At 72.9% G+C, this 22,379-nt stretch carries 22 protein-coding genes and 1 pseudogene; 13 read left to right on the top strand and 10 right to left on the bottom strand.

Annotation, left to right across the window (positions count from 1 at the left end; all coding sequences use genetic code 11):
• Positions 1-100 precede the first annotated feature (100 nt).
• The 3 genes from ACFW48_RS00385 to ACFW48_RS00375 all read left to right on the top strand — a co-directional run bounded on the left by ACFW48_RS00385 (position 101) and on the right by ACFW48_RS00375 (position 3,965).
• Positions 101-1,438, top strand: a complete 1,338-nt coding sequence (locus ACFW48_RS00385) for a multidrug effflux MFS transporter (protein ID WP_386308956.1) — start codon at positions 101-103, stop codon at positions 1,436-1,438.
• The gene (locus ACFW48_RS00380) at positions 1,390-2,565 is read left to right on the top strand and encodes a serine hydrolase domain-containing protein (protein ID WP_386308954.1); all 1,176 of its coding nucleotides are present in this window, start codon (positions 1,390-1,392) and stop codon (positions 2,563-2,565) included. The genes ACFW48_RS00385 and ACFW48_RS00380 overlap by 49 nt, the downstream gene beginning before the upstream one ends.
• A 398-nt stretch (positions 2,566-2,963) precedes the next feature.
• The gene (locus ACFW48_RS00375) at positions 2,964-3,965 is read left to right on the top strand and encodes a small ribosomal subunit Rsm22 family protein (protein WP_386308951.1); all 1,002 of its coding nucleotides are present in this window, start codon (positions 2,964-2,966) and stop codon (positions 3,963-3,965) included.
• Between the two features lie 93 nt (positions 3,966-4,058).
• Here ACFW48_RS00375 and ACFW48_RS00370 read toward each other — a convergent pair whose 3' ends face one another.
• Complete coding sequence (locus ACFW48_RS00370) at positions 4,059-4,265, bottom strand: DUF6243 family protein (protein WP_386308948.1); 207 nt, start codon at positions 4,263-4,265, stop codon at positions 4,059-4,061.
• A 99-nt stretch (positions 4,266-4,364) separates the two neighbouring features.
• On the opposite strand from ACFW48_RS00370, the gene ACFW48_RS00365 reads away from it, so the two are divergent.
• The gene (locus ACFW48_RS00365) at positions 4,365-5,015 is read left to right on the top strand and encodes a TetR/AcrR family transcriptional regulator (protein WP_386308946.1); all 651 of its coding nucleotides are present in this window, start codon (positions 4,365-4,367) and stop codon (positions 5,013-5,015) included.
• A gap of 105 nt (positions 5,016-5,120) precedes the next feature.
• Entirely contained in the window at positions 5,121-5,852 is a 732-nt protein-coding gene (locus ACFW48_RS00360; RefSeq protein WP_386308943.1) for a bifunctional DNA primase/polymerase, read from the top strand.
• A gap of 22 nt (positions 5,853-5,874) precedes the next feature.
• Here ACFW48_RS00360 and ACFW48_RS00355 read toward each other — a convergent pair whose 3' ends face one another.
• Together ACFW48_RS00355 and ACFW48_RS00350 are read right to left on the bottom strand one after the other, a co-directional pair.
• The gene (locus tag ACFW48_RS00355) at positions 5,875-6,876 is read right to left on the bottom strand and encodes a hypothetical protein (protein WP_386308940.1); all 1,002 of its coding nucleotides are present in this window, start codon (positions 6,874-6,876) and stop codon (positions 5,875-5,877) included.
• Positions 6,877-7,160: 284 nt separating this feature from the next.
• Positions 7,161-7,319, bottom strand: a pseudogene (locus tag ACFW48_RS00350) (hemin ABC transporter ATP-binding protein); the annotation flags it as partial.
• A 223-nt stretch (positions 7,320-7,542) separates the two neighbouring features.
• On the opposite strand from ACFW48_RS00350, the gene ACFW48_RS00345 reads away from it, so the two are divergent.
• Both ACFW48_RS00345 and ACFW48_RS00340 read left to right on the top strand, forming a co-directional pair.
• Positions 7,543-8,187, top strand: coding sequence for a PhzF family phenazine biosynthesis protein (locus ACFW48_RS00345; protein ID WP_386308937.1), 645 nt, complete (start codon positions 7,543-7,545; stop codon positions 8,185-8,187).
• 90 nt (positions 8,188-8,277) lie between these two features.
• Positions 8,278-8,493, top strand: a complete 216-nt coding sequence (locus ACFW48_RS00340) for a hypothetical protein (RefSeq protein WP_386308935.1) — start codon at positions 8,278-8,280, stop codon at positions 8,491-8,493.
• A gap of 84 nt (positions 8,494-8,577) precedes the next feature.
• Here the strand turns inward: ACFW48_RS00340 and ACFW48_RS00335 are convergent, their stop codons facing one another.
• Positions 8,578-9,225, bottom strand: coding sequence for a heme oxygenase (biliverdin-producing) (locus tag ACFW48_RS00335; protein ID WP_386308933.1), 648 nt, complete (start codon positions 9,223-9,225; stop codon positions 8,578-8,580).
• Between the two features lie 128 nt (positions 9,226-9,353).
• Positions 9,354-10,211 (bottom strand): type I methionyl aminopeptidase, encoded by an 858-nt coding sequence (gene map, locus ACFW48_RS00330; RefSeq protein ID WP_386308931.1) that lies wholly within the window; start codon positions 10,209-10,211, stop codon positions 9,354-9,356.
• 58 nt (positions 10,212-10,269) lie between these two features.
• On the opposite strand from map, the gene ACFW48_RS00325 reads away from it, so the two are divergent.
• Entirely contained in the window at positions 10,270-10,503 is a 234-nt protein-coding gene (locus ACFW48_RS00325) for a hypothetical protein (RefSeq protein ID WP_386308928.1), read from the top strand.
• A gap of 75 nt (positions 10,504-10,578) precedes the next feature.
• Here the strand turns inward: ACFW48_RS00325 and ACFW48_RS00320 are convergent, their stop codons facing one another.
• On the bottom strand, positions 10,579-11,181 hold the full coding sequence (locus ACFW48_RS00320) for a hypothetical protein (protein ID WP_386308925.1): 603 nt from the start codon (positions 11,179-11,181) through the stop codon (positions 10,579-10,581).
• Positions 11,182-11,334: 153 nt separating this feature from the next.
• Here ACFW48_RS00320 and npdG point away from each other — a divergent pair, with 153 nt between their 5' ends.
• Together npdG and ACFW48_RS00310 are read left to right on the top strand one after the other, a co-directional pair.
• Positions 11,335-12,042: an NADPH-dependent F420 reductase gene (gene npdG / locus ACFW48_RS00315; RefSeq protein ID WP_386308922.1), complete on the top strand. Its 708-nt coding sequence runs from the start codon at positions 11,335-11,337 to the stop codon at positions 12,040-12,042.
• Positions 12,043-12,128: 86 nt separating this feature from the next.
• On the top strand, positions 12,129-12,320 hold the full coding sequence (locus ACFW48_RS00310) for a hypothetical protein (RefSeq protein ID WP_121746686.1): 192 nt from the start codon (positions 12,129-12,131) through the stop codon (positions 12,318-12,320).
• On the opposite strand, the gene ACFW48_RS00305 is transcribed toward ACFW48_RS00310, so the two are convergent.
• On the bottom strand, positions 12,310-13,107 hold the full coding sequence (locus tag ACFW48_RS00305) for a site-2 protease family protein (RefSeq protein ID WP_386308919.1): 798 nt from the start codon (positions 13,105-13,107) through the stop codon (positions 12,310-12,312). The genes ACFW48_RS00310 and ACFW48_RS00305 overlap by 11 nt on opposite strands.
• A 192-nt stretch (positions 13,108-13,299) precedes the next feature.
• Between ACFW48_RS00305 and ACFW48_RS00300 the strand changes: the two genes are divergently transcribed.
• Positions 13,300-16,725, top strand: a complete 3,426-nt coding sequence (locus ACFW48_RS00300; protein ID WP_386308916.1) for a BTAD domain-containing putative transcriptional regulator — start codon at positions 13,300-13,302, stop codon at positions 16,723-16,725.
• 17 nt (positions 16,726-16,742) lie between these two features.
• Here the strand turns inward: ACFW48_RS00300 and ACFW48_RS00295 are convergent, their stop codons facing one another.
• From ACFW48_RS00295 to panB, 3 genes are all read right to left on the bottom strand, one after another.
• Positions 16,743-17,549 (bottom strand): ABC transporter permease, encoded by an 807-nt coding sequence (locus ACFW48_RS00295; RefSeq protein WP_375918879.1) that lies wholly within the window; start codon positions 17,547-17,549, stop codon positions 16,743-16,745.
• Positions 17,546-18,574 carry an ATP-binding cassette domain-containing protein gene (locus ACFW48_RS00290; protein WP_386308913.1) on the bottom strand — a complete coding sequence of 343 codons (1,029 nt, stop codon included), beginning with the start codon at positions 18,572-18,574 and terminating at the stop codon, positions 17,546-17,548. The genes ACFW48_RS00295 and ACFW48_RS00290 overlap by 4 nt, the downstream gene beginning before the upstream one ends.
• 158 nt (positions 18,575-18,732) lie before the next feature.
• Positions 18,733-19,605, bottom strand: coding sequence for a 3-methyl-2-oxobutanoate hydroxymethyltransferase (gene panB / locus ACFW48_RS00285; protein ID WP_386308911.1), 873 nt, complete (start codon positions 19,603-19,605; stop codon positions 18,733-18,735).
• A gap of 313 nt (positions 19,606-19,918) precedes the next feature.
• Here panB and ACFW48_RS00280 point away from each other — a divergent pair, with 313 nt between their 5' ends.
• Both ACFW48_RS00280 and ACFW48_RS00275 read left to right on the top strand, forming a co-directional pair.
• Positions 19,919-20,971, top strand: coding sequence for an endonuclease/exonuclease/phosphatase family protein (locus tag ACFW48_RS00280; protein WP_386308908.1), 1,053 nt, complete (start codon positions 19,919-19,921; stop codon positions 20,969-20,971).
• Between the two features lie 145 nt (positions 20,972-21,116).
• Positions 21,117-22,343 carry an MFS transporter gene (locus ACFW48_RS00275; protein ID WP_386308905.1) on the top strand — a complete coding sequence of 409 codons (1,227 nt, stop codon included), beginning with the start codon at positions 21,117-21,119 and terminating at the stop codon, positions 22,341-22,343.
• The last annotated feature ends 36 nt before the right edge of the window (positions 22,344-22,379 follow it).

Below are 22,379 nucleotides of genomic sequence, written 5' to 3'. Positions count from 1 at the left end.
ACACCCTGCCCCACCCTCGCTCAGGTTGTTCGAGTCTGTTCGTTCAAGTCCGTACGAGCTGAGAGCATAGGTGGCGGATCTGTCGAAGAGGGAGGGGCACATGCCCGAGCGCGGGCCGTCCATACCGCACACGTCACCGGACCCCACACTGAAGACCTCGAAGCCTGCGCAGGCGGCCGGACCGGAAACGGGACCGGCCGCCCGCTCGCTGCGCGCCACCCGACGCACCGGCCTGCTCGTCACACTCATCCTCGGCGGCCTGACCGCCACGCCGCCGCTGGCGATGGACATGTACCTCCCAGCGCTCCCGGAGGTCACCCGGTCCCTCCACGCGCCCGCCGCGACGGTCCAGCTCACGCTCACCGCCTGCCTGGCCGGCATGGCGCTCGGCCAGCTCGTGGTCGGACCGATGAGCGACAAGTGGGGCCGCCGCCGCCCGCTTCTGACCGGTCTCGCCGTCTACGTCGTCGCGACCGTCCTGTGCGCGTTCGCGCCCACCGTCGAACTCCTCGTCGCCTTCCGGCTGGCGCAGGGACTCGCGGGCGCCGCCGCGATCGTCATCGCCCGTGCCGTCGTCCGGGACCTGTACGACGGCGTGGCCATGGCCCGCTTCTTCTCCACCCTCATGCTGATCTCCGGAGTGGCGCCGATCGTCGCGCCGCTCATCGGCGGACAGATCCTGCGGGTGACGGACTGGCGTGGAGTGTTCGTCGTGCTCACCGTGGTCGGGGTGGTGCTGGGCGTCGTCGTGTGGGCCAAGCTGCCCGAGACGCTCCCGGAGGAGGAGCGGCACGCGGGCGGGGTCGGCGACACCCTGCGCGCGATGCGCGGGCTGCTCGCCGACCGCGCCTTCACCGGGTACATGCTCGCGGGCGGCTTCACCTTCGCCGCGCTGTTCGCCTACGTCTCGGCGTCCCCGTTCGTCATCCAGGAGATCTACGGCGCCTCCCCGCAGACGTTCAGCCTGCTGTTCGGCCTCAACTCGATCGGCCTGATCGTCGTCGGGCAGATCAACGGCAAGATCCTGGTCGGCCGGGCCCGGCTGGACCGGGTGCTGGGACTCGGGCTCCTCATCGTCATCGCCGCCGCGACCGCCCTGCTGCTGATGACCCTGGGCGTCTTCGGCGAGGTCGGCCTCGTGCCGGTCGCCGCCGCGCTGTTCGTGCTGATGTCCGCGATGGGCATCAGCATGCCCAACACCCAGGCGCTCGCCCTGATGCGGGTCGAGAAGTCCGCCGGCTCCGCGTCCGCGCTGCTCGGCACGTCCTCGTTCCTCATCGGCGCCATCGCCTCCCCGCTCGTCGGGATCGCGGGGGAGGACACCGCCCTGCCGATGGCCGTGGTCCAGTTGGCGGCGGCACTGGTGGCACTCGCCTTCCTGGTGGGGATGTGTCGTCCTGTCACGGGACGGACGACGGGCGAGGGAGAAGACAGCTGAGCCCTCCGAGACTGCGCAGCGACACCCCGGAGCGGGCCGGGCTCGACCCCGGGCAGCTCCGCCGTCTCGTCGAGGAGGTGCACGACCTCACCACCGGCGAGCGCCCCTGGGCGGCGGGCGCCGTGGTGGCCGTCGGACGCGGACCGGTGCTCGCCGTCGAGGAGGCGGCGGGCTGGGCCGTGCGCTACGCGTCCTACGATCCGCGCACCGACACGGGCGTGGAACTGCCCGCCCGCTCCCGGGTGCCGATGACCGTCGGCACAGCCTTCGACCTGGCGTCCCTCACGAAGGTGTTCACGGCGGTCGCCGCCGTACAGCAGATCGAACGGGGCACGCTCGGCATCGACGCCAAGGTCGGGGCGTACCTGCCGGACTTCCGGGCCGCCGCCGCGCACGGCGTCACGGTGCGGCAGCTGCTCACCCACACCTCCGGGCTGCGGCCCGAACTCCCGCTGTACGACTGCGCCGACGACGAGGAACGGCTGCGGCGGCTGCGGGCGGAGCCGCCGGTGGGGGTGCCCGGCACGTACTGCTACTCGGACCTGAACATGCTGCTCCTCCAGCAGGTCCTGGAACGCATCACCGGTCGCGGCCTCGACGTCCTCGTCCACGACGGGATCACCCGGCCGCTGGGCATGACGGCGACGCACTTCGGGCCGTGCCCGGGGGCGGCGGCGACGGAGGACCAGCGCAGGCCGTGGGCCAAGGCGGACCGGGGGATGCTGCGGGGCGTCGTCCACGACGAGAACGCGTGGGCGCTGGGCGGGGTGGCCGGTCACGCGGGACTCTTCTCCACGGGGCGGGACCTCGCGGTCTTCTGCCGTGCGCTGCTGGCGGGCGGCTCGTACGGGCCGGCGCGGATCCTCGGTCCCGATTTCGTGGAACTGCTCCTGACCGAGCCGGGGCTCGGGTTCGCCCTGGACCAGCCGTGGTTCATGGGCGAGCTGGCGGGGCACGGAGCGGCCGGGCACACCGGGTTCACGGGCACGATGCTGGTCCTCGACCGGGGGACGGACACGTTCGCGGTCCTCCTCGCCAATACGGTCCATCCGCGCCGCCGCGCCTCGGACAGCGGGCCCCGGGCGGCGCTGGGGACGCGGGTGGCGCGGGCGGTGCGGGAGATTTGAGCGGGTGCGGGTGCGGGTGCGGGTGCGGGTGCGGTGCCTGCGGCGGCCTGTGCGGGTTTTGTGGGGGTGCGGGCAGCGCGTTCTGTTTTGTTGTGGGTCGGGCCGTGTCGGGGGGTGTCCGTCCTCGGAACGGCGCGGAATCGGTCGGCCGCGGAAGTGCCGGCGTTGACGCGCCAACCGCTGCGGGCGGACACCCCCTGACACGTCCCTTCGCGCCGTACGCGGCTCTCCGTCCCGCGTAGCTGCGGGCAGTCGTGCCGCCGGGGCGGCACGGGTGGGCGCGGCGGCACCCCGTAGCGCCGGGCCGCGCACCCGCAGCCCGCGCCCGCCCTGCCGGCGCCGGGCGGCGTGACGCGCGCACCGTCGGCGCCACTCGGCCCGGACCGTAGAATCGCCGGGTGAACGACCCCGCCACCCCCGCCGACACCCTGCGCACCGCCCTCGCCGACCTGGTCGACGGGCTGCCGCCCCGGCAGGCCGCGCAGGCCGTTGAGCGGCTGATCGCCAACTATCGCGGGGCCACCCCGACCGACGCCCCGATCCTGCGGGACCGCGCGGACGTCGTCGCCTATGCCGCGTACCGCATGCCGGCGACCTTCGCGGCGGTGCGGTCGGCGTTGGCGGCGTTCGCGGACGCCGTGCCCGGGTGGGTGCCCGGGAGCCATGTCGACGTCGGCGGCGGGACCGGCGCGGCCACCTGGGCCGTCAGCGCCATATGGGGCGGCGTTCGTCCGGTGACCGTGCTCGACTGGGCCGAGCCCGCGCTGGCCCTCGGCCGGGAGATCGCCGCCGCCCACCCGGCCCTGCGCGACGTACGTTGGCAGCGTTCTCGGATCGGAGCGGCGCTCACCGTCGAGAGCGCTGATCTCGTCACCGTTTCCTACGTGCTCAACGAACTGACCGGCGCCGACCGCGCCGCCCTCGTCGACGCCGCCGCCTCCGCCGCGCGGGCCGTCGTGATCGTGGAGGCCGGCACCCCGGACGGGTACGCCCGGGTCATCGAGGCCCGCGACCGGCTGATCTCCGCCGGGTTCCAGGTCGCCGCCCCCTGCCCGCACAGCGCCGCCTGCCCCATCGTCCCCGGCACGGACTGGTGCCACTTCGCGGCGCGGGTCAGCCGTTCCTCCCTGCACCGCCAGGTCAAGGGCGGCTCCCTCGCCTACGAGGACGAGAAGTTCAGCTATGTCGCCGCCACCCGGCTCCCGGTCGACCCCGCCCCCTCCCGGGTGATCCGGCGTCCGCAGATCCGCAAGGGCCAGGTACTGCTCGACCTGTGCGAGCCCGACGAGCAGCTTCGCCGCCGGACGGTCACCAAGCGCCACGGCGACCTGTACAAGGCCGCCCGCGACGCGGACTGGGGGGACCCCTGGCCCCCGTCGGAGGCCAATTCGGCTACGTAGTAGGGCCGTTGGCCGAGGGGGCGGATGTCGGCAGCGCGGGGCAGTGCGGCCGGTGATCGGCTCACCGGCCGCGCGGAGGGTCGTTCGTCCCGCTCACGACGCCTCGTCGCTCGCGGACTCGCCTCCCTGCTGTTGCCGCTGCCGTTCCTGGAGCTTGCGCAGCAGTTCCCGTTTCTGGCTCTGCGGGTCCAGCGCGCCGCCGATCCGGCCGTTGCGGTCGCTGCCGCGCAGGGCGTTGCGGCCGAGCTTCCGGCGCGTGCCGCCGACGCCCAGCATGTTTCCGGCTCCACCTCGGGTCATGGCGTTCTCCTTTCGCGGTACGAGACGTTGCGTCTCGTACTTCTTGAGGTCCACTGTCCGGCGAGACGTACCGTCTTGTCAACCTGGTAAATTCGAGACATGGCCGCTCAGAAACCAGCCCACGCCCCCACTCCCGCGCCCGACAGGCCGCACCCCGACGCCACCCGTCGCAGTCAACGGTCCCGTCAGGCCATCTACGACGCCGCTCTCGCCCTCGTCGCCGAGGTCGGCTACCCCAAGACCACCATCGAGGGCATCGCCGCCCGCGCCGGTGTCGGCAAGCAGACGATCTACCGCTGGTGGGCCTCGAAGGCCGACGTCCTGCTGGAGGCCTTCCTCGACCTGGGCGAGCGGGCCGTGCAGGCCGCCGGCGAGGAGGCGTACGCCATCCCGGACACCGGTGACCTCGCCGCCGACCTCAAGTTCGTGCTGCGCGCCACCGTCGATGAACTGCGCGATCCGAAGTTCGAGGCCCCCTACCGTGCCCTGGCCGCGGAGGGCGTCGTCAACGAACAGCTCGGCCGGGAGTTCGTCACCAGGCTCCTGGAGCCGTCGCTCCAGCTCCACGCCGACCGGCTGCGCGCCGCCCAGGATGCCGGCCACGTGCGTCCGGAGATCGACCCGCGCATCGGACTGGAACTCTTCGTCTCCCCGCTCGCCCAGCGCTGGCTGCAGCACACCGGGCCCATCACCCACGCCTACACCGACACGCTCGTCGACTACGCGCTCAACGGGCTCGCTCCGCGATGACCAAAGAAGCCTGACCAGGGAAGTTTGTCCCTTCCCGACCCCGAAGCGCCGAATGGTGCGACCATAGGGCATGCTGGTGCGCACGACGGCGAGGCGAGGGGATAGATGAGCGCGGAGTTCGGCGGTCGGAGCGGCCTGCAGGGCAAACTCTCCCAGTGGCTGCGCGGACGCCGCCCCAAGGAGGCCGCCGGTGACGGTGGCCGGGAGGACCTGCTGCTCGCCGCCGCCGGTGCGGGACTGCCCCTGGCACCCGCCGCGCACCCGGCCGGATACCGCTGCTCGTGCGACCGCGTCGGCTGTCCCACCCCCGCCCGGCACCCGGTGTCGTTCGCCTGGCAGACGCAGTCCACCACCGACCGCGCGCAGATCGAGCGCTGGGCCCGCCACCAGCCCGAGGCCAACTTCATCACCGCGACCGGCATGGTGCACGACGTCCTCGACGTCCCCCTCCAGGCCGGTCGCGAGGCGCTTCGGCGCCTGCTCGACGCCGGTATCGAGGTCGGACCGGTCGCCGAGAGCGACGACGGCCGCATGATGCTGTTCACCCTCACCCGCGGCACCCCCGAGGACGAGGACGAGTGGTGGCCCTGCGAGCTGGACTGCCACCCCGAGACGATGGACGAGCATCCGGGCCTGCGCTGGCACTGCCGCGGCTCCTACGTCCTCGTACCGCCCGCCCGCCTGCCCGGCGAGGACCGGACGGTGCACTGGGTACGCGGCCCGGAGCACCCGCTGCCGGACCCGCTGAACCTGCTGGAGATCCTCACCGACGCCTGTGCCCGGCACGTCGGCGAGGAGAGCGACCACGCGGGCACGGCCTGGCCCTCGCGCCGCTGAGCGAGCGCGGCGCCACCTGCCGCTACTCGCCCTTCGCCGACGTCAGACCCTGGACCCGCCCCAGGACCGACACCTGCCCGTTCCCCGCGCCCCGCGCCGGGTCGAGCGCGATCCCGTTGGAGACGAACTCCATCGTCAGCGACTGCTTGATCTCGCCGTCCGTCAGCGCCAGTACGTCCTTGTTCGGCGTCGGCACCGACGCGCCCTGCGCCGCGGTCTGCTTCTCGAAGTGCCGCGTGGTGAAGAACACCAGCGCCCCGCCGTCCTCCGTGCGCAGCGCCAGCGGCGCGTAGTCGCCGTTGGTCAGCGGCTCGTCGATGTACTGCGTGACCAGGCCGGGACGGGTCGACCGCTTCTCGCGCAACTCCCGCCAGGAACTGGTGTGGGCGCCGTCCGCGAAGGTCTTCCCGCCGTCCTTCAGATACGTCGTGTAGTCCTTGCTCAGGTCGGCGGGCGCAACGGCCAGATCGGTGGAGTTCGCGGGGACGGCCTCGGCCCAGCCGTCCCGGTCGGTCTTGAACTCGGGCACCTTGTCGGGCGCGACCAGCGTCAGGTACGCCGCCTGCCAGGTCTCCTCCAGGCCGTCCCGGGTGAAGACCAGCAACCAGCGGGCGTCGCCGCCCTTGTTGGCCCTGGTGTCCGCGACGAACCAGCGCGGCCAGCCCGCCTTCTTCGGGATCGTGAACTTCGCGTCCGTCAGCTCCAGCGGCGTGTGCGAAGGGTTGCCGCCCGGGTTGTTGGCCCGGCCCGCCTCCAGTCGCGCCGAGTCGATGGCGGCGAGGGCGCCGGTGGTGTGATCGGCGTCCAGGGAGGGGTCGTAGGCCTTGTCGGCCGCGTTGTAGGCGGAGGTGAACCGCTGGAGCGCCTTCGCGGCCTCGGCCCGGGTGGTCGACGGGAGCACCTCGCGCTCGCCGTGCACCACCACGCATCCGCTCGCCGTCAACGACAAAGCGGTCGCCGAGGCCGCTATCAGCGCGCTCCGGTCAAGCCTGCGGGGCCAACTAGGGCCGCGATCCCTGCTCATCAGGTTCCTTCACCTTCCCCTTCCCGGAGGCGAACCCTACCGGGGCGAGGGCCTGTCCGGCGGACCAGGTCGCAGGAAAGCGACGGCACCTCATCAGCGCAGGTGAGCGGGGGCTGGTGCGTCCAGCTGCAAGGCGGAGGAGGGCGACAGGGCGGAGCCCCGGCAACCGACGACAACGCCGCAGATGGGCGTGCCAGGCCCCGCGTCTGCGGCATGATCCGCCGGACAGGCCCTGGGCGCGCGAGCGCCGGGACCGGGTACAGCGGCCACACCGTGATCTCACGTCACGGCTCGCGCCTCGGGACGACCAGCGGCGCCCCCGTGCGCGGGTGCGGCACTACCTCCACCGGCTGGTCGCAGACCTCGGACAGCAGCCTCCCGGAGAGGGCCTCCGCCGGCGGTCCGTCGGCCGCGACCCTGCCCGCGCGCAGGATCGCGACCCGGGCCTGCCCGGCCCATCCGGGCCACCTCCTCGACCGGGCACGGGAAGGACAGCGACGCCGACCGGCTCGCCTGGCGGACGACGCGGAGTGGCGGGGCAGGTCCGGACACCGAACGCCGGTGCGCCGCCCTGGCGCGGGCGTACGCGGAGCCACTCGCCACCCTGCCCTTCGACGAGGCCCCCACGCCGACCTGGCCGCCGGCGAGCGATGCTTGAATGCCCCGGTGACTGACTACGACGTACTGCGCGTCTTCTGTGCGCCGAACGGCGGATACGGCAACGAGCTCGGCGTCGTCCGGGACGGCTCCGTGCTGCCGGATCCCGCCGGTCGGCAGGAGCTCGCCGCGAAACTCGGCTTCAGCGAGACCGTCTTCGTCGACGATCCCGAGCGCGGCGTCGTCGACATCTACACGCCCACCCTGCGCCTGCCGTTCGCCGGCCACCCCTGCGTCGGCACGGCCTGGCTGCTAGACGTGCCCGAGCTGGTCACCCCGGCCGGGGTGGTGGGCGCCCGGCTGGACGGCGAGTTCAGCTGGATCGAGGCCCGCCCCGAGTGGGCCCCGCCGCGCACCCTGCGCCAGTACGGCACCGCCGCCGAGGTCGACGACCTGCGGGTGCCGCCGCCGGGGGAGTGGGTCTACGCCTGGGCCTGGGAGGACGAGCCGGCGGGGCGTGTCCGGGCCCGCGCCTTCCCGGGCCGCGACGACGGAATCGACGAGGACGAGGCGACGGGCGCGGCGGCGCTGCTGCTGACCGAGCGGCTGGGGCGGGCCCTCAACATCACCCAGGGGGCCGGCTCGCAGATCCTGACGGCGCCGCAGCCCGAGGGATGGGTCGAGATCGGCGGACGGGTGCGTCTGGAGCGGTGACGGGCGCCGCCGTACGGGTGGAACAGCGTGTGCGGGCGGACGCGAGGGGTTAACTCTCGCCTGACCGTTCCCTCACGCGAGAGGAAATCCATGCGCATCCGCTCCGCCCTCGCCACCGTCCTGCTGACCGCCGCCATGACCGCCGGCGGCGCCGCGACGGCCACCGCCTTCGACGGCCGGCTGCACGGTGACGAGGACGCCACCTGCAGCCCGTACTTCGGCAACGTCTCCACGGACATCGTCGGCAGCGACGTGTACTTCGGCGGCATCAACTGCCGCAGCGACGACTACGACATCGACAACTGAGCCGGTCGAGCCGTTCGCTCCCGGTCCCCCTCGGCCCAGGCGGCCGAGGGGGACCGGCCCGTCTCCGGGACCGGGACGTGGCGCTCACGCGGACAGCGGGAACTCCTCGGCGAGGTCCTGGAAGACCGCCGTGTTCAGGTCGAAGGCACGCTTGCACTCGGCGACGACCCGCTGCTTCTCCAGGTCGTCGGCCCGGATGCCGTCCAGCAGTGCGCGGTACTCGCGCTTGAAGGCGGCCGGGTTGGTGATGGACTCGAAGACGTAGAAGCGGACCCCGTCGCCCTTCTTGGCGAAGCCCCATGTCCGCTCCGCCCTGTCGCGGACGACCTGGCCACCGGCGAGGTCGCCGAGGTAGCGGGTGTAGTGATGGGCGACGTACCCGGCCGGCCAGGTCTCGGCGCATTCGCGAACCCGGTCCGCGTAGGCCCGCGTGCTCGGCAGCGCGGTGAGGGACGCCCGCCACGCCGGGCCTCGCAGATGGGCCAGGTCCTGTTCCAGCGACGCCAGCCGCAGCAGCTCCGGGCGGACGAAGGGGCCCGCCACCTGGTCCCGCGACAGCCGCCCAGCTCCGGACTCCAGGGCTTCGTACACGAACCACAGCTGTTCGGTGTAGCGCGTGAAGGCGTCCATGCCCAGCCTGCCCCCCAGCAGGTTGCTCATGAACGACGACGTGTTCGCCACTTCGTGCTGTTCGTGAGTGGCGGCGCGGAGGAGCGTCGAGAAGCTGTCCATAAGGCCGATCTTCTTGGTTAGGCTTACCTAAGTCAATAGTCTTGCCGACGGACTGTCGGTAAAAGCATAGCCGGACGCGAAAGGGCCCGCCCTCCGAAGAGAGCGGGCCCGGAGGAAGAGTGACGCGGCTACGGCAGGGTCAGGATCTCGGCCCCCGAGTCCGTCACCACCAGCGTGTGCTCGAACTGCGCCGTCCGCCTGCGGTCCTTCGTCACGACCGTCCAGCCGTCGTCCCACATGTCGTACTCGTGCGTCCCGAGCGTCAGCATCGGCTCGATCGTGAAGGTCATCCCGGGCTGGATGACGGTGGTGGCGTGCGGGCTGTCGTAGTGCGGGACGATGAGCCCCGAGTGGAACGACGAGTTGATCCCGTGACCGGTGAAGTCCCGCACCACCCCGTACCCGAACCGCTTCGCGTACGACTCGATGACCCGGCCGATGATGTTGATCTGCCGGCCCGGCTTGACCGCCTTGATCGCGCGGGCGAGGGACTCGCGGGTCCGCTCGACCAGCAGCCGGCTCTCCTCGTCCACGTCGCCGACCAGGTAGGTCGCGTTGTTGTCGCCGTGCACGCCGCCGATGTACGCCGTCACGTCGAGGTTGACGATGTCACCGTCGCGCAGCACCGTGGAGTCGGGGATGCCGTGGCAGATGACCTCGTTGACCGAGCTGCACAGGGACTTGGGGAAACCGCGGTAGCCCAGCGTCGAGGGGTAGGCGCCGTGGTCGCACATGTACTCGTGTGCCACCCGGTCCAGCTCGTCCGTCGTCACGCCGGGCGCGATGAGCTTCGCGGCCTCCTCCATGGCCCGCGCCGCGATCCGCCCGGCCACGCGCATCGCCTCGATCGTCTCGGGCGTCTGCACCTCCGGTCCGGTGTACGGCGTCGGCGCGGGTTTGCCTACGTATTCGGGCCGGCGGATGTTTCCGGGTACGGAACGGGTGGGAGACAGCTCCCCTGGTACGAGCAGCGACTGGCCAGACATGTCAGCGAGTCTAACCAGCGGGCATACGAGAGCATGTCCCTGGCGAAAGGAGCCGGTCATGGCCCTGTTCAAGAAGCGCACGGTCGGAAAACCGGGCGAGTGGTACTACTGCCTGGAGCACCAGAAGGTCGAGGAGGGCCCGGACTGCCCGGGAAAGGACCGTTTCGGACCGTACGCGTCCCGCACGGAGGCCGAGCACGCGATGCGGACCGCCCGCGAGCGCAACCTCGAATGGGAGAACGACCCCAAGTGGCACGACTCCTCCGCCGCGGGCCGCGCGGAAGAGGACTGACGGGACACCTCTCCACGGTCACCGCGGCGGCGACCGCCGTGCGCGCGGATCCGGGGGCAGGATCCGGGGCGGGGACTACCAGCCGGAGGGCGGCGGGGCCGTCAGGTGGTCGGCCAGTCGGGACAGGCGGTCCCGGAAGCGGCGGCGGCCCCGGGGCGGTGGCACCGCGTTCTCCCCGGCCGCCGCGCTGACCAGGTGCTGCACCGTGTCCAGGTCCAGCTCGGCGCCGTCCGGCACGGTCAGTGTCTCGTGCGCCATCGCCGTCAGCTCACGCTCGCCGGTGCCCAGCGCCAGCACCGTCGCGCCGGCCCGGCGGGCGTCGTGCACCCGTTCCAGCAGCGGGGCGCCGGGGTCGTCGGGTGTCACCACGAGCAGCGTCTCCCCGCGCCGGGCCGCCGCCAGCCGCCCTGGACCCACCGCGAGATGCGCCGGGTCCGAAGGGCGCGCGTCGTGCCGTACGAGCGTGGGGGCCAGCTCCGGCGTCCCCGACCACGCGGCCTCGTCCACCAGGTGCGCCGCCAGATGCCAGGGCTCGTACTCGGCGGTGCCCACGAGGAGCAGCCCGCCCCCGTGCGGGACCACGGAGCCCCGCAGCGCCCCCGCGAACCTCCGGGTGGCGACCAGCCACTCGGTCCCGGCGAGCACTTCCCGCAGCAGCGCGACCCGTACGGCGTCCATGGGCCCGCATCCTGCCGCAACCCGGCCCGCGCGGCCCGGGAATCGCCCCGGATTCGCCCGACCCGGGGACGGCCCGGGGACGTCCCGGGAACGCACCGGCACGGGGCGGGACCTGAACCCGTCCGGCGGTCGGGACGGACGTAGGGTCGGCCCATGACCTCTACCGACAGTGCTGCACAGAAGGCCCCCGCCAAGGACCCCTGGGACCTGCCCGACGTATCCGGGCTGGTCGTCGGCGTGCTCGGCGGCACCGGCCCCCAGGGCAAGGGCCTCGCGTACCGCCTCGCCAAGGCCGGCCAGAAGGTGATCGTCGGCTCGCGCGCCGCCGAGCGCGCCCAGGCCGCCGCCGAGGAGATCGGGCACGGCGTCGAGGGCGCCGACAACGCCGAGACCGCCCGCCGCAGCGACGTCGTGATCGTCGCCGTGCCCTGGGACGGCCACGGCAAGACCCTCGAATCCCTGCGCGAGGAACTGTCCGGCAAGCTCGTCGTCGACTGCGTCAACCCGCTCGGCTTCGACAAGAAGGGCGCCTACGCGCTCAAGCCCGAGGAGGGCAGCGCCGCCGAGCAGGCCGCCGCCCTGCTCCCGGACAGCCGGGTCACCGCCGCCTTCCACCACCTCTCCGCGGTCCTCCTCCAGGACCCGGAGATCGACGAGATCGACACCGACGTCATGGTGCTGGGCGAGGTGCGCGCCGACGTGGAGATCGTCCAGGCCCTCGCCGGGCGCATCCCCGGCATGCGCGGCGTCTTCGCCGGGCGGCTGCGAGGCGCCCACCAGGTCGAGTCGCTGGTCGCCAACCTGATCTCCGTCAACCGCCGCTACAAGGCACACGCCGGGCTCCGCGTCACCGACGTGTGAGGCGATGGGGGACACTGGTGGGTGCCAGCCAGACCGCGACACGACACCCGCGACACCCGCCGTGTCCCCCGACAGGAGTCCGCACCATGCCCCGCCTCGCCCTCTACGCCCTGGTCGTCTGCGTGCTCGCCGTGGCCGCCGCCGTCGTCTCCTTCGTGCGGGGCAGCGTGCTGATCGGCGTCGTGTGGGTGCTGCTGTCGGGGCTGTCGTCCAACATGTGCTGGTACTACGTCAAGCGTGGCAGGGACGCCCGCCGCTCCACGTCGGTCACGGGCTGACCGAGCAGAGCTGGTCCGTCTGCCAGAAGCGGTACACCTCGAAGCCGCAGTACGTGTCCAGCTCGCTGATCCCGAGGCCGCGCAGGATCGCGTCGATCGCGTCGAAGAACACGCCGTTGACGGCCGGGATCCACAGCAGCGCGAACACGATCAGCAGCCCGAACGGCGCGAGCGGCTCCACCTGCCGCCGCACGTTGTACGACAGCCACGGCTCGATCACCCCGTAGCCGTCCAGGCCGGGTACCGGCAGGAAGTTCAGGATCGCCGCCGTGACCTGGAGCAGCGCGAGGAAGGCCAGCGCGATCCGGAAGTCGCGCGGCACGCCGTCCAGCGCGTCCAGCCAGAACGGGGCCGTGCACACCACGGCGAACAGGACGTTCGTCAGCGGGCCCGCGGCCGAGATCAGGCTGTGCCGCCAGCGTCCCCGGATCCGCCCGCGCTCGATGAAGACGGCACCGCCCGGCAGGCCGATCCCGCCCATGATCACGAACAGCACCGGGAGCACGATGCTCAGCAGCGCGTGCGTGTACTTCACCGGATTCAGCGTGAGATAGCCCTTCGCGCCGACCGAGATGTCGCCGCTGTGCAGCGCGGTGCGCGCGTGCGCGTACTCGTGCAGGCACAGCGACACGACCCACGCGGCCGTCACGAACAGGAACACGGCCAGGCCCACCTGCTCGGCGAACCCGGTCCAGGTGGCCCAGCCCGTGACCGCGGCGACGGCGACGATCCCGAGGAACACCGGACTGATCCGCCGGTCACTGGGGCGGGCGGTGGCGGTGGTCATGGGGCTCCCTGGACTCTCGGGTGTGCGGCGGGACCTGCGGGGGACTGCCCGACCGTACCGGGCGCACCGGGAAAACGTCTCGCGGGCGGCGGGAGGCTCCGGGGAAGACGGGGCCGCGGTGAGGGGCTTCGGCCCCGGCCCGCGCGCCGCGCCGTCAAAACCCCGTGACCGGCTCCGACGACAGCGGGGACAATGGACCCCGTGCGCTATCGCATCCTCGGCACCACACAGGTACTCCGCCCCGACGGCACGGCCGTCCCGCTCGGCGGGGCGCGGCTGCGCGCGCTGCTGACCGTCCTCGCGCTCAGGCCCGGCCGCACCGTGCCCGCGGGCCTGCTGGTGCAGGAGGTGTGGGACGGCGACCCGCCCGCCGACGCGCCGGGCGCCCTGCAAGCCCTGGTCGGGCGGCTGCGCCGGACGCTCGGCGCGGGTGCCGTCGCCTCGGCCGACGGCGGTTACCGGCTGGCCGCCGCCCCCGACGACGTCGACCTGCACCGCTTCGACCGGCTGGCCGGCGAGGGCAGCCGCGCCCTGGCCGACGGCGACCCCGCCAAGGCGGCCGCCGTGCTCGACGACGCCCTCACCCTGTGGCGCGGCCCCGCCCTCGCCGACCTGCCCGACCGCACCGCCGAGGCGGCCCGCTGGGAGATGCGGCACCTGGACGTCCTGCGCGCCCGCCACACCGCCGCCCTCGACCTCGGCCAGGCCGAGCACTCCCTGCCCGAGCTGACCGCGCTGTGCGACGGCCACCCCCTGGACGAGCCCCTCCAGGCCCTGCGGCTGCGCGCCCTGCGCGACACCGGCCGCACCGCCGAGGCGCTGGCCGCCTACGAGTCCGTACGCCGACTGCTCGCGGACCGGCTCGGCACCGACCCGGGACCCGAACTACGGGCCCTGCACGGGGAACTGCTCAATCCAGCGACGCCCGCGTCGCCCCCGACGCCTGCGTCACCCGCGTCGCCCCCGATGCCTGCGTCACCCACAATGCCCGCATCGCCCCCGTCGCCCCCGTCGCCCCCGACGGCCGCCGAGTCCGCTGCTTCCGCGGCGACCGAGGGCCGTGACGCCCCAGCCGCTCCGGCCGCCGCCTCCCGCCCCCGGGGCAACCTCCGAGCCCGGCTCACCTCCTTCGTCGGCCGGGACGCCGACGTCGAGGCCCTGCGCGCCGACCTGGCGACCGCGCGTCTCGTCACCCTCCTCGGCCCCGGAGGCGCGGGCAAGACCCGGCTCTCGCAGGAGGTCGCCGAAGGCGTCGGGGACACGGCGCGGGACGGCGTGTGGCTGGCCGAGCTGGCGCCCGTCGACGACCCCGGCGCCGTACCGGAGGCGGTGCTGACCGCCCTCGGCGCCCGCGAGACCGTGCTGTACGGCGCCGGCGCCGAGGAGATGCGGGCCGTGGCCGCCCCCGACCGGCGGGCCACCGCCGTGGAGCGCCTCGTCGAGCACTGCGGCCGGCGCCGCATGCTGATCGTCCTCGACAACTGCGAGCACGTCGTCGACGCCGCCGCCCGCCTCACCGAGGAACTGCTCGCCCACTGCCCCGGCCTGACCGTCCTCGCCACCAGCCGCGAACCCCTCGGCGTACCGGGGGAGTCACTGCGTCCGGTGGAGCCGCTGCCCGAGCCCGCCGCGCTGCGGCTGCTCGCCGACCGGGGTGCCGCCGCCCGTCCCGGCTTCCGCACCGACGCCGACGAGGAGACCGCGGCCGCCTGCGCCGAGATCTGCCGCCGCCTCGACGGACTGCCGCTGGCCATCGAACTGGCCGCCGCCCGGCTCCGCATGCTCACCCCGCGCCAGATCGCCGACCGCCTCGACGACCGCTTCCGCCTGCTCACCTCCGGCAGCCGCACCGTCCTGCCCCGCCAGCAGACCCTCCGCGCGGTCGTCGACTGGTCCTGGGACCTGCTGGACGCGGACGAACGGGACGTCCTGGGGCGCCTGTCCGTCTTCGCGGGCGGCTGCGACCTCGCCGCCGCCGAGGCCGTGTGCGGACCCGCCGCGCTGGAGGCCCTCGGCTCCCTGGTCGACAAGTCCCTGGTCGTCGCCGCGCCGTCCGGCGGCGACGGCATGCGCTACCGGCTCCTGGAGACCGTCGCCGAGTACGCCGGGGAACGCCTCGACGAGGCCGACGGCCGCGCCGCCGCCGAGCGGGCGCACCTGACGTACTACCGCGAACTCGCCCGCACCACCGACCCGTTGCTGCGCGGCCCGCAGCAGCTGCCCGCCATCGAGCGGCTGGAGCGCGAGTACGAGAACCTGCGCACCGCCCTGCGCCACGCCGTCGCCGAGCGCGACGAACAGGAGGCGCTCAGCCTGGCGCTGTCGCTGGTCTGGTACTGGCAGATGCGCGACCTGCGGGTGGAGGCCCGGAACTGGTTCAGCGAGGTCATGGCCCTCGGCCCCGACCCGTTCGCCGAGCCGGTGCGCCGCGCCGAGCCGGTGTGGGAGCGGTGCACGGCCGCCCCGCCCCCGATGACCGGCGAAGTGCTCGCCGAGGCCCGGCGCGGGGTCCACCTCGCCCACCTCGCCTGCATGGACACCGAGCTGGAGGCCTGGCAGAAACCGGAGGCCAAGCGGAAACTCCGCGCCATCGCCGAGACGTACGAACCGGGCATGCCCCAGGTCTGTTCCCCTCCCGGCCTGCTCTGGTTCTTCGCCGTGATGCTCGCCGGCGACATGGAGCGGCTGCGCGAGATCATGGACGCCGCCGTGCGCACCTGCCGTGCGACACCCGGGTTCGAGTGGTCGCTGGCCGGCTGTCTCCAGATGCGCGCCAACTTCCGCGCCAACCGCACCGAGTGGGCCGGCGACGCGGCCCGCGACGCCGACGAGGCGATGGAGATCTACCGCCGCCTCGGCGACGCCTGGGGCACCGCGGAGGCGCTCGCCGCCCGCGCCGAGGCCCGTGAACGCAAGGGCCAGTACCGACTCGCCGCCGCCGACTACCGGCTTGCCGCGGTGCACGCCGAACGGCTCGGCGCGCACGCCCAGGTGGACGTCCTGGAGGCCCGCCTCGGCAGCGTGCTGCTGGAGGCGGGCGACGGCGAGGAGGGCGAGCGCATCCTGACCGCCGTGATCGACCGGACCGAGGGGACCGGGCACAACGGCGCCATGCCGGCCGCCCGGCTCTTCCTCGCCGGCTGGCTCGGCATGACCGACCGGACCGCCGAGGCGCGGGTGCAGCTGCGGCTGCTGCGCGAGGACTTCGCCATCTCCCACTTCATCGTCTTCGACGCCTTCATCCTCGCCGCGGAGGCCTGGATCGCCACGCTGGAGGACCGGCACGAGGAGTGCCTGGACAAGGTCCGCAAGTCGCTGGAACGGGCCGAGGACCCGCTGTCCGCGGCCGTCGCCCCGCACATGCGCTCCGGATACCTGACCATCGCCGCGATGGCGCTGGCCCGCGTGGACGACGGGCGCCGGGCCGCGGACGCCGCCCGCTGCGTCGGCGCCGCCGACGCGATGCTGCCGCCGGACCACGTCTCCATGGGCCTGGAGCGGGACGCGCACGCCCGGGCCACCGAGCGGGTCCGCGAGGTACTCGGCGGCGAGGCGTACGAGGCCGCGTACGCCGAGGGCGCCGGCCTCTCCGTGGAGGAGGCCGTCGCCCTCGTCTGACCCTCGTCCGACCCGGCTCAGGTCTTCGTACGGAACTTGTGGATGGCGACCGGCGCCATCACCGCCGTGATCGCCACCGACCAGCCGAGCGTGATCCACAGGTCGTGCGCGACCGGGCCGCCCACCATCAGGCCACGCGCCGCGTCGGCGAGCGTGGACAGCGGGTTGTAGTCGGTGAAGGCCTGCAGCCAGCCCGGCATCGACTGCGTCGGCGCGAAGATCGAGGAACCGAACTGCAGCGGGAACAGCACCATGAATCCCATCGCCTGCACGGACTGCGCGTTCTTCAGGATCACGCCCAGGGTGAGGAACACCCACATGATCGACGAGGCGAACACCGCGGACAGGCCCACCGCCGCGAACAGACCGGGCCAGCTCTGGATGTCGAAGCCGACCAGGACCGCGACGATCATCAGTACGGCGGTCGCGAACAGCATCCGCAGCATCTCCACCGCGATCTTCGCGAAGAGCACCGAGCCGCGCCCGATCGGCAGGGACCGGAAGCGGTCCATGACACCGGAGTTGAAGTCCTGGCTGAACCCGGTGCCGACGCCCTGGGACAGCGTCATGCTCATCATCGCGATCATGCCGGGAATCACGTACTGCACATAGCCGTCCTGCCCGCCGCCCAGGGCCTGGCCGATCGACCCGCCGAAGACGTACACGAACAGCAGGGTGAAGACGACCGGCATCAGCAGGGCGTCGAACATCGACTCCGGGTCCTGCCGGATCCACAGCAGGTTGCGGCGGACCAGGGCGCCGGTGTGCCGCAGATGCCCGCGCGGGGTGATCCGGGCGTCGGGACTGACAGTGGTGGCGCTCATACGGCGACCTCCTCGCGGGCTTCGGCGGGCGCGGGGTCCTGCGGGGCGCTGGCGCGGTGGCCGGTGAGCGACAGGAAGACCTCGTCCAGGCTGGGCAGTTCGGTGGTGATGGAGGCGATCGTGACACCGCGGGCGGTGACCGCGCCGACCACGGCGGTCAGCTGCTCGTCGCTGAGGATCGGTACCAGGACGGCACCGCGCTGCGCGTCCACCGTGGAGTTGGCGAGCCCGGTGATGCCCAGCTCGTCCAGGAAGGCGGCGAGCGGACGCAGCTGGAGCGGGTCGGCCGGGCGGACGCGCAGGGTGCGCCCGCCGACCTTGGCCTTCAGCTCCTCGATGCCGCCGTTCGCGATGACCTTGCCGCGGTCCACGACGGTCAGCTCGGAGGCGAGCTGCTCGGCCTCCTCCATGTACTGGGTGGTGAGCAGCACGGTGACACCGTCGCCGACCATGCGCTTGACCTCGTCCCACACCTCGTTGCGGGTGCGCGGATCCAGGCCGGTGGTGGGCTCGTCGAGGTAGAGGACCGCCGGATGCCCGATCATGGAGGCCGCCAGGTCCAGCCGCCGCCGCATGCCGCCCGAGTACGTGGCCGCGGGCCGCTTGCCGGCCTCGGTGAGCGAGAACCGCTCCAGCAGTTCGTCGGCCCGGGCGCGGGCGTCCCCGCGGGACAGGTCGAGCAGCCGGCCGATCATGTAGAGGTTCTCCCAGCCGGGGAGCTTCTCGTCCACGGACGCGTACTGCCCGGTGAGTCCTATCACCCGCCGCAGCTGCCGCGGCTGCCGTACGACGTCGTAGCCGGCGACGTGCGCCTGGCCGGAGTCCGGCGTGATGAGGGTGGACAGGATGCGGACGAGGGTGGTCTTGCCGGCCCCGTTCGGCCCGAGCACACCCATCACGGTGCCCTCGCGCACATCCAGGTCGACGCCGTCCAGTGCCTTGGTCTCGCCGTAGTGCTTGACCAGCCCCCGCACGGTGACCGCGCTGCCCGCGATGGTCGGGGGGTTGCCATCGATTTGCTTCATGCAGATGACGTTGTCAGGGGCTGCCGACATATCACCGACAGCCCACCGACATCAGTGCCGACAACACCGACAACTCACCGACAAGCACCGCAACCATCAATTGAGGAACCACGACGGCGAGCAACCAGCTCCGCGAGAGCGGCGCCGGCTCAGGCGCATCAGAACGCGTGCTCCTCCTGCGGGAACGTTCCGCCGACGACGTCCTCGGCGAAGGACTTCGCCGCGTCGCCGATGACCTGGCGCAGGTCGGCGTACTGCTTGACGAACTTCGGCATCCGGCCGCCGGTCAGCCCGAGCATGTCGGTCCACACCAGCACCTGCGCGTCCGTGTCCGGACCCGCGCCGATGCCGACCGTCGGGATGTGCAGTGTCCGCGTCACCTCGGCGGCCAGCTCGGCCGGCACCAGCTCCAGGACGACCGCGAAGGCGCCCGCGTCCTGCACCGCCTTGGCGTCGCGCAGCAGCTGCTGGGCCGCCTCCTCGCCCCGGCCCTGCACGCGGTAGCCCATGACGTTGACGGACTGCGGGGTGAGGCCGATGTGCGCCATCACGGGGATGCCGGACTCGACGAGCAGCCGGATCTGCTCGTGCGACCGCTCACCGCCCTCCAGCTTGACCGCCCCGACCCCCGCCTCCTTCACCAGCCGGGTCGCCGAGCGCAGCGCCTGCACCGGACCCTCCTGGTAGGAACCGAAGGGCAGGTCGCCGACGATCAGGGCGCGACTGGTGCCCCGGACGACCGCGGCCGAGAGCATCGTCATCTCGTCCAGCGTGACCGGCACGGTCGTGTCGTAGCCGAGGTGGCAGTTGCCCGCGGAGTCGCCGACGAGCATGACCGGGATGCCGGCCTCGTCGAAGACGGACGCGGTCATCGCGTCGTAGGCGGTGAGCATGGGCCACTTCTCGCCGCGCTCCTTGGCGGCGGTGATGTCCCGGACGGTGATACGACGGTTGCTCTTGCCCCCGTACAGCGCCTTGCTCCCGTCGGAGGGCTTGCGCTGAGGCGTCGGGGCAGCCGAAAGCTGCGTCATGGCAACGGCTCCTTCATGTCATCTCGAGGCACCCTGACGGTGTCCCCGGATCCCTTCCATGGTGGCACCTCGTGCGTCCCGGCGGCTAGGGGACCCTCGGCATGGACCGCACCCGGGGGGAGGGGAGGGGGCGAATGTGCTCGTTGTGTCACAGAGCGGCCCGGGTCGGCGCTGTTCGGAACTCCGGACGCCGACTCGTACGTCCTCGTGCCAGTACGGCCGTCACGGGACGGCGGGTTCGGAACCGATCATCCCCTAGGGTGCTGAGTCACAGGGGGCGACGGTGTTGCACGGCAGGTTGTGAGGCGACGGTATGGCGCAGCAGGCGTACATGACGGAGACGGACAGCGGCGGCTCGGGGCCCGAGCGCCGGGAGACCCGGATTCGGCGCCTGTTCGACCGGGCGGTCACCGGCTGGCGCGGAGACCCGCGGATCTGGCGCCGGGGCCTGATCACCGCGGCGGTGGCCGCCGTCCTGGCCGTCGTCATGGCGGGCCACTCGCGCATCCCGAACGCCATCGGCAACCTCGGCAGCCTCACGGAGACCTTCCTGCCCTGGTTCGGCCTGCTGGTCCCGGTGCTCCTGGTGATCGCCCTCGCCCGCAAGTCGGCGACGGCGCTGATCGCGCTCCTGCTGCCGATTTCCGTGTGGTTCAACCTCTTCGGCGGCCTGCTCTTCGACAAGACGGGCACCGGCGGCGACCTCACGGTGGCCACGCACAACGTCAACGCCGACAACGCCGACCCGGCCGGCACCGCCCGCGCCGTGGCCGCCGCCGGCGCGGACGTGATGGCCCTGGAGGAACTGAAGGCGTCCGCCGTACCGACGTACGAGAAGGCGCTCGCGGCGAAGTACCCCCATCACGCGGTCGTCGGCACCGTCGGGCTGTGGAGCAAGTACCCGCTCAGCGGCGTGAAGGCGGTCGACATCGAACTGGGCTGGAAGCGCGCGATGCGCGCCACCGTCGCCACCCCGTCCGGGCCGGTCGCCGTGTACGTCGCCCACCTGCCCTCCGTACGGGTGAAGCTGGAGGCCGGTTTCACCGCCCGGCAGCGGGACAAGAGCGCCGAGGCCCTCGGCGAGGCCATCGCCGACGAGAAGCTGCCCCGCAAGATCCTGCTCGGCGACCTCAACGGCACCATGAACGACCGCGCCCTCACCGCGATCACCTCCCAGATGCGCTCCCCCCAGGGCGCGGTGGGCGACGGCTTCGGCTTCAGCTGGCCGGCGTCCTTCCCGATGGCCCGCATCGACCAGATCCTGGTCAGCGGCGTGGAACCGACGACCAGCTGGACCCTCCCGGCGACCGGCAGCGACCACCTCCCGATCGCCGCGCGTGTGAGGGTCGACACAGCGGAGTCCTGAAAGTCCCTGGTCAGCCCCGTATGGGCGACTGCCGGAAACCCACGCGTCACCTCACGGAATACTCGGCCTGAGAGGCTTTGTTCCGTACGGGAACATAGCGAAGAAGTCCCGTACGCACCTCCGCTCTCGAAAGGCGAGACCCTTCATGCCCCTGGCCCTGCTCGCCCTTGCCGTGGGCGCCTTCGGCATCGGTACGACCGAGTTCGTGATGATGGGCCTGCTGCCCGAAGTCGCGGACGACCTGCACATCTCGATCCCCGCCGCAGGCCACCTGGTCTCGGCCTACGCGCTCGGCGTCGTCATCGGCGCACCGCTGCTCGCCGCGGCGACCGCGCGGATGTCCCGCCGCACGGTCCTCATCGCCCTGATGGCGCTGTTCGTGATCGGAAACGCCCTGTCGGCCGTCGCGCCCGGCGAGGGCTCCCTCCTGGCCGCCCGCTTCGTCAGCGGCCTGCCGCACGGTGCCTTCTTCGGCGTCGGCGCGGTGGTCGCCACCGGCATGGTCGCGCCGGAACGCAAGGCCCGCTCCGTCTCCCTGATGTTCCTGGGCCTGACCGTCGCCAACATCGTCGGCGTCCCCGCCGCCACCGCCATGGGCCAGCAACTCGGCTGGCGGGCGACCTTCCTCGGCGTGAGCGCCATCGGCGTCGCGGCGATAGCGGCGCTCGTCGCGCTGATCCCGCGCGAGAACGCCCCCGCCCCCGCCACGGGCCTGCGCGGCGAACTGGCCGCCCTGCGCTCCCTGCCCGTCTGGCTGGCGCTCGGCACGACGGTGGCGGGCTTCGGCGCGCTCTTCTCCGCGTACAGCTACATCACGCCGATGCTCACGGACGCCGCCGGATTCGCCGAGGCCGGCGTGACGCTGCTGCTGGCCCTCTTCGGAGTCGGCGCCACCGCGGGCAACCTGCTGGGCGGCCGCCTGGCCGACCACTCCCTCCGGGGCACCCTCTTCGGCGGCCTCGCCTCACTGGTCGTGGTCCTCGCCCTCTTCCCGCTCCTGATGCGCACGGAGGTCAGCGCGGCCGCAGCGGTGGCCCTGCTCGGCATGGCCGCCTTCGTCACCGGCTCCCCGCTCCAGCTGATGGTCATGGAGAAGGCCGCCGCGGCCCCCTCCCTGGCCTCCTCCGCCAACCAGGCCGCCTTCAACCTCGCCAACGCCGGCGGCGCCTGGATCGGCGGCCTCGCCCTCGCGGCGGGCTTCGGCGCCACGTCCCCGGCGACGGCGGGCGCGGGGCTGGCGGTGCTCGGCGTGGCGGTCGCGGGCGCGGCCTACGCCGTGGACCGGCGGCGGGCCGCCGCCGCTCCGGTCACCGGGCGGGAACGCGTGGTCGCCGGGCACGTGCCGGAGGCCGTGGAGACGGCGCGCCGCTGAGGACCGCGCCCCACGTCGGGGTGACGGGGGCAGCAT

Origin of the sequence: Streptomyces sp. NPDC058812 (assembly GCF_042744565.1) — a bacterium.
In the GTDB taxonomy this organism is placed as follows: Bacteria; Actinomycetota; Actinomycetes; order Streptomycetales; family Streptomycetaceae; genus Streptomyces; species Streptomyces thinghirensis.
The sequence above is the reverse complement of the archived record's forward strand: the minus strand, read 5'-3'. Positions and strand labels throughout refer to the sequence as shown.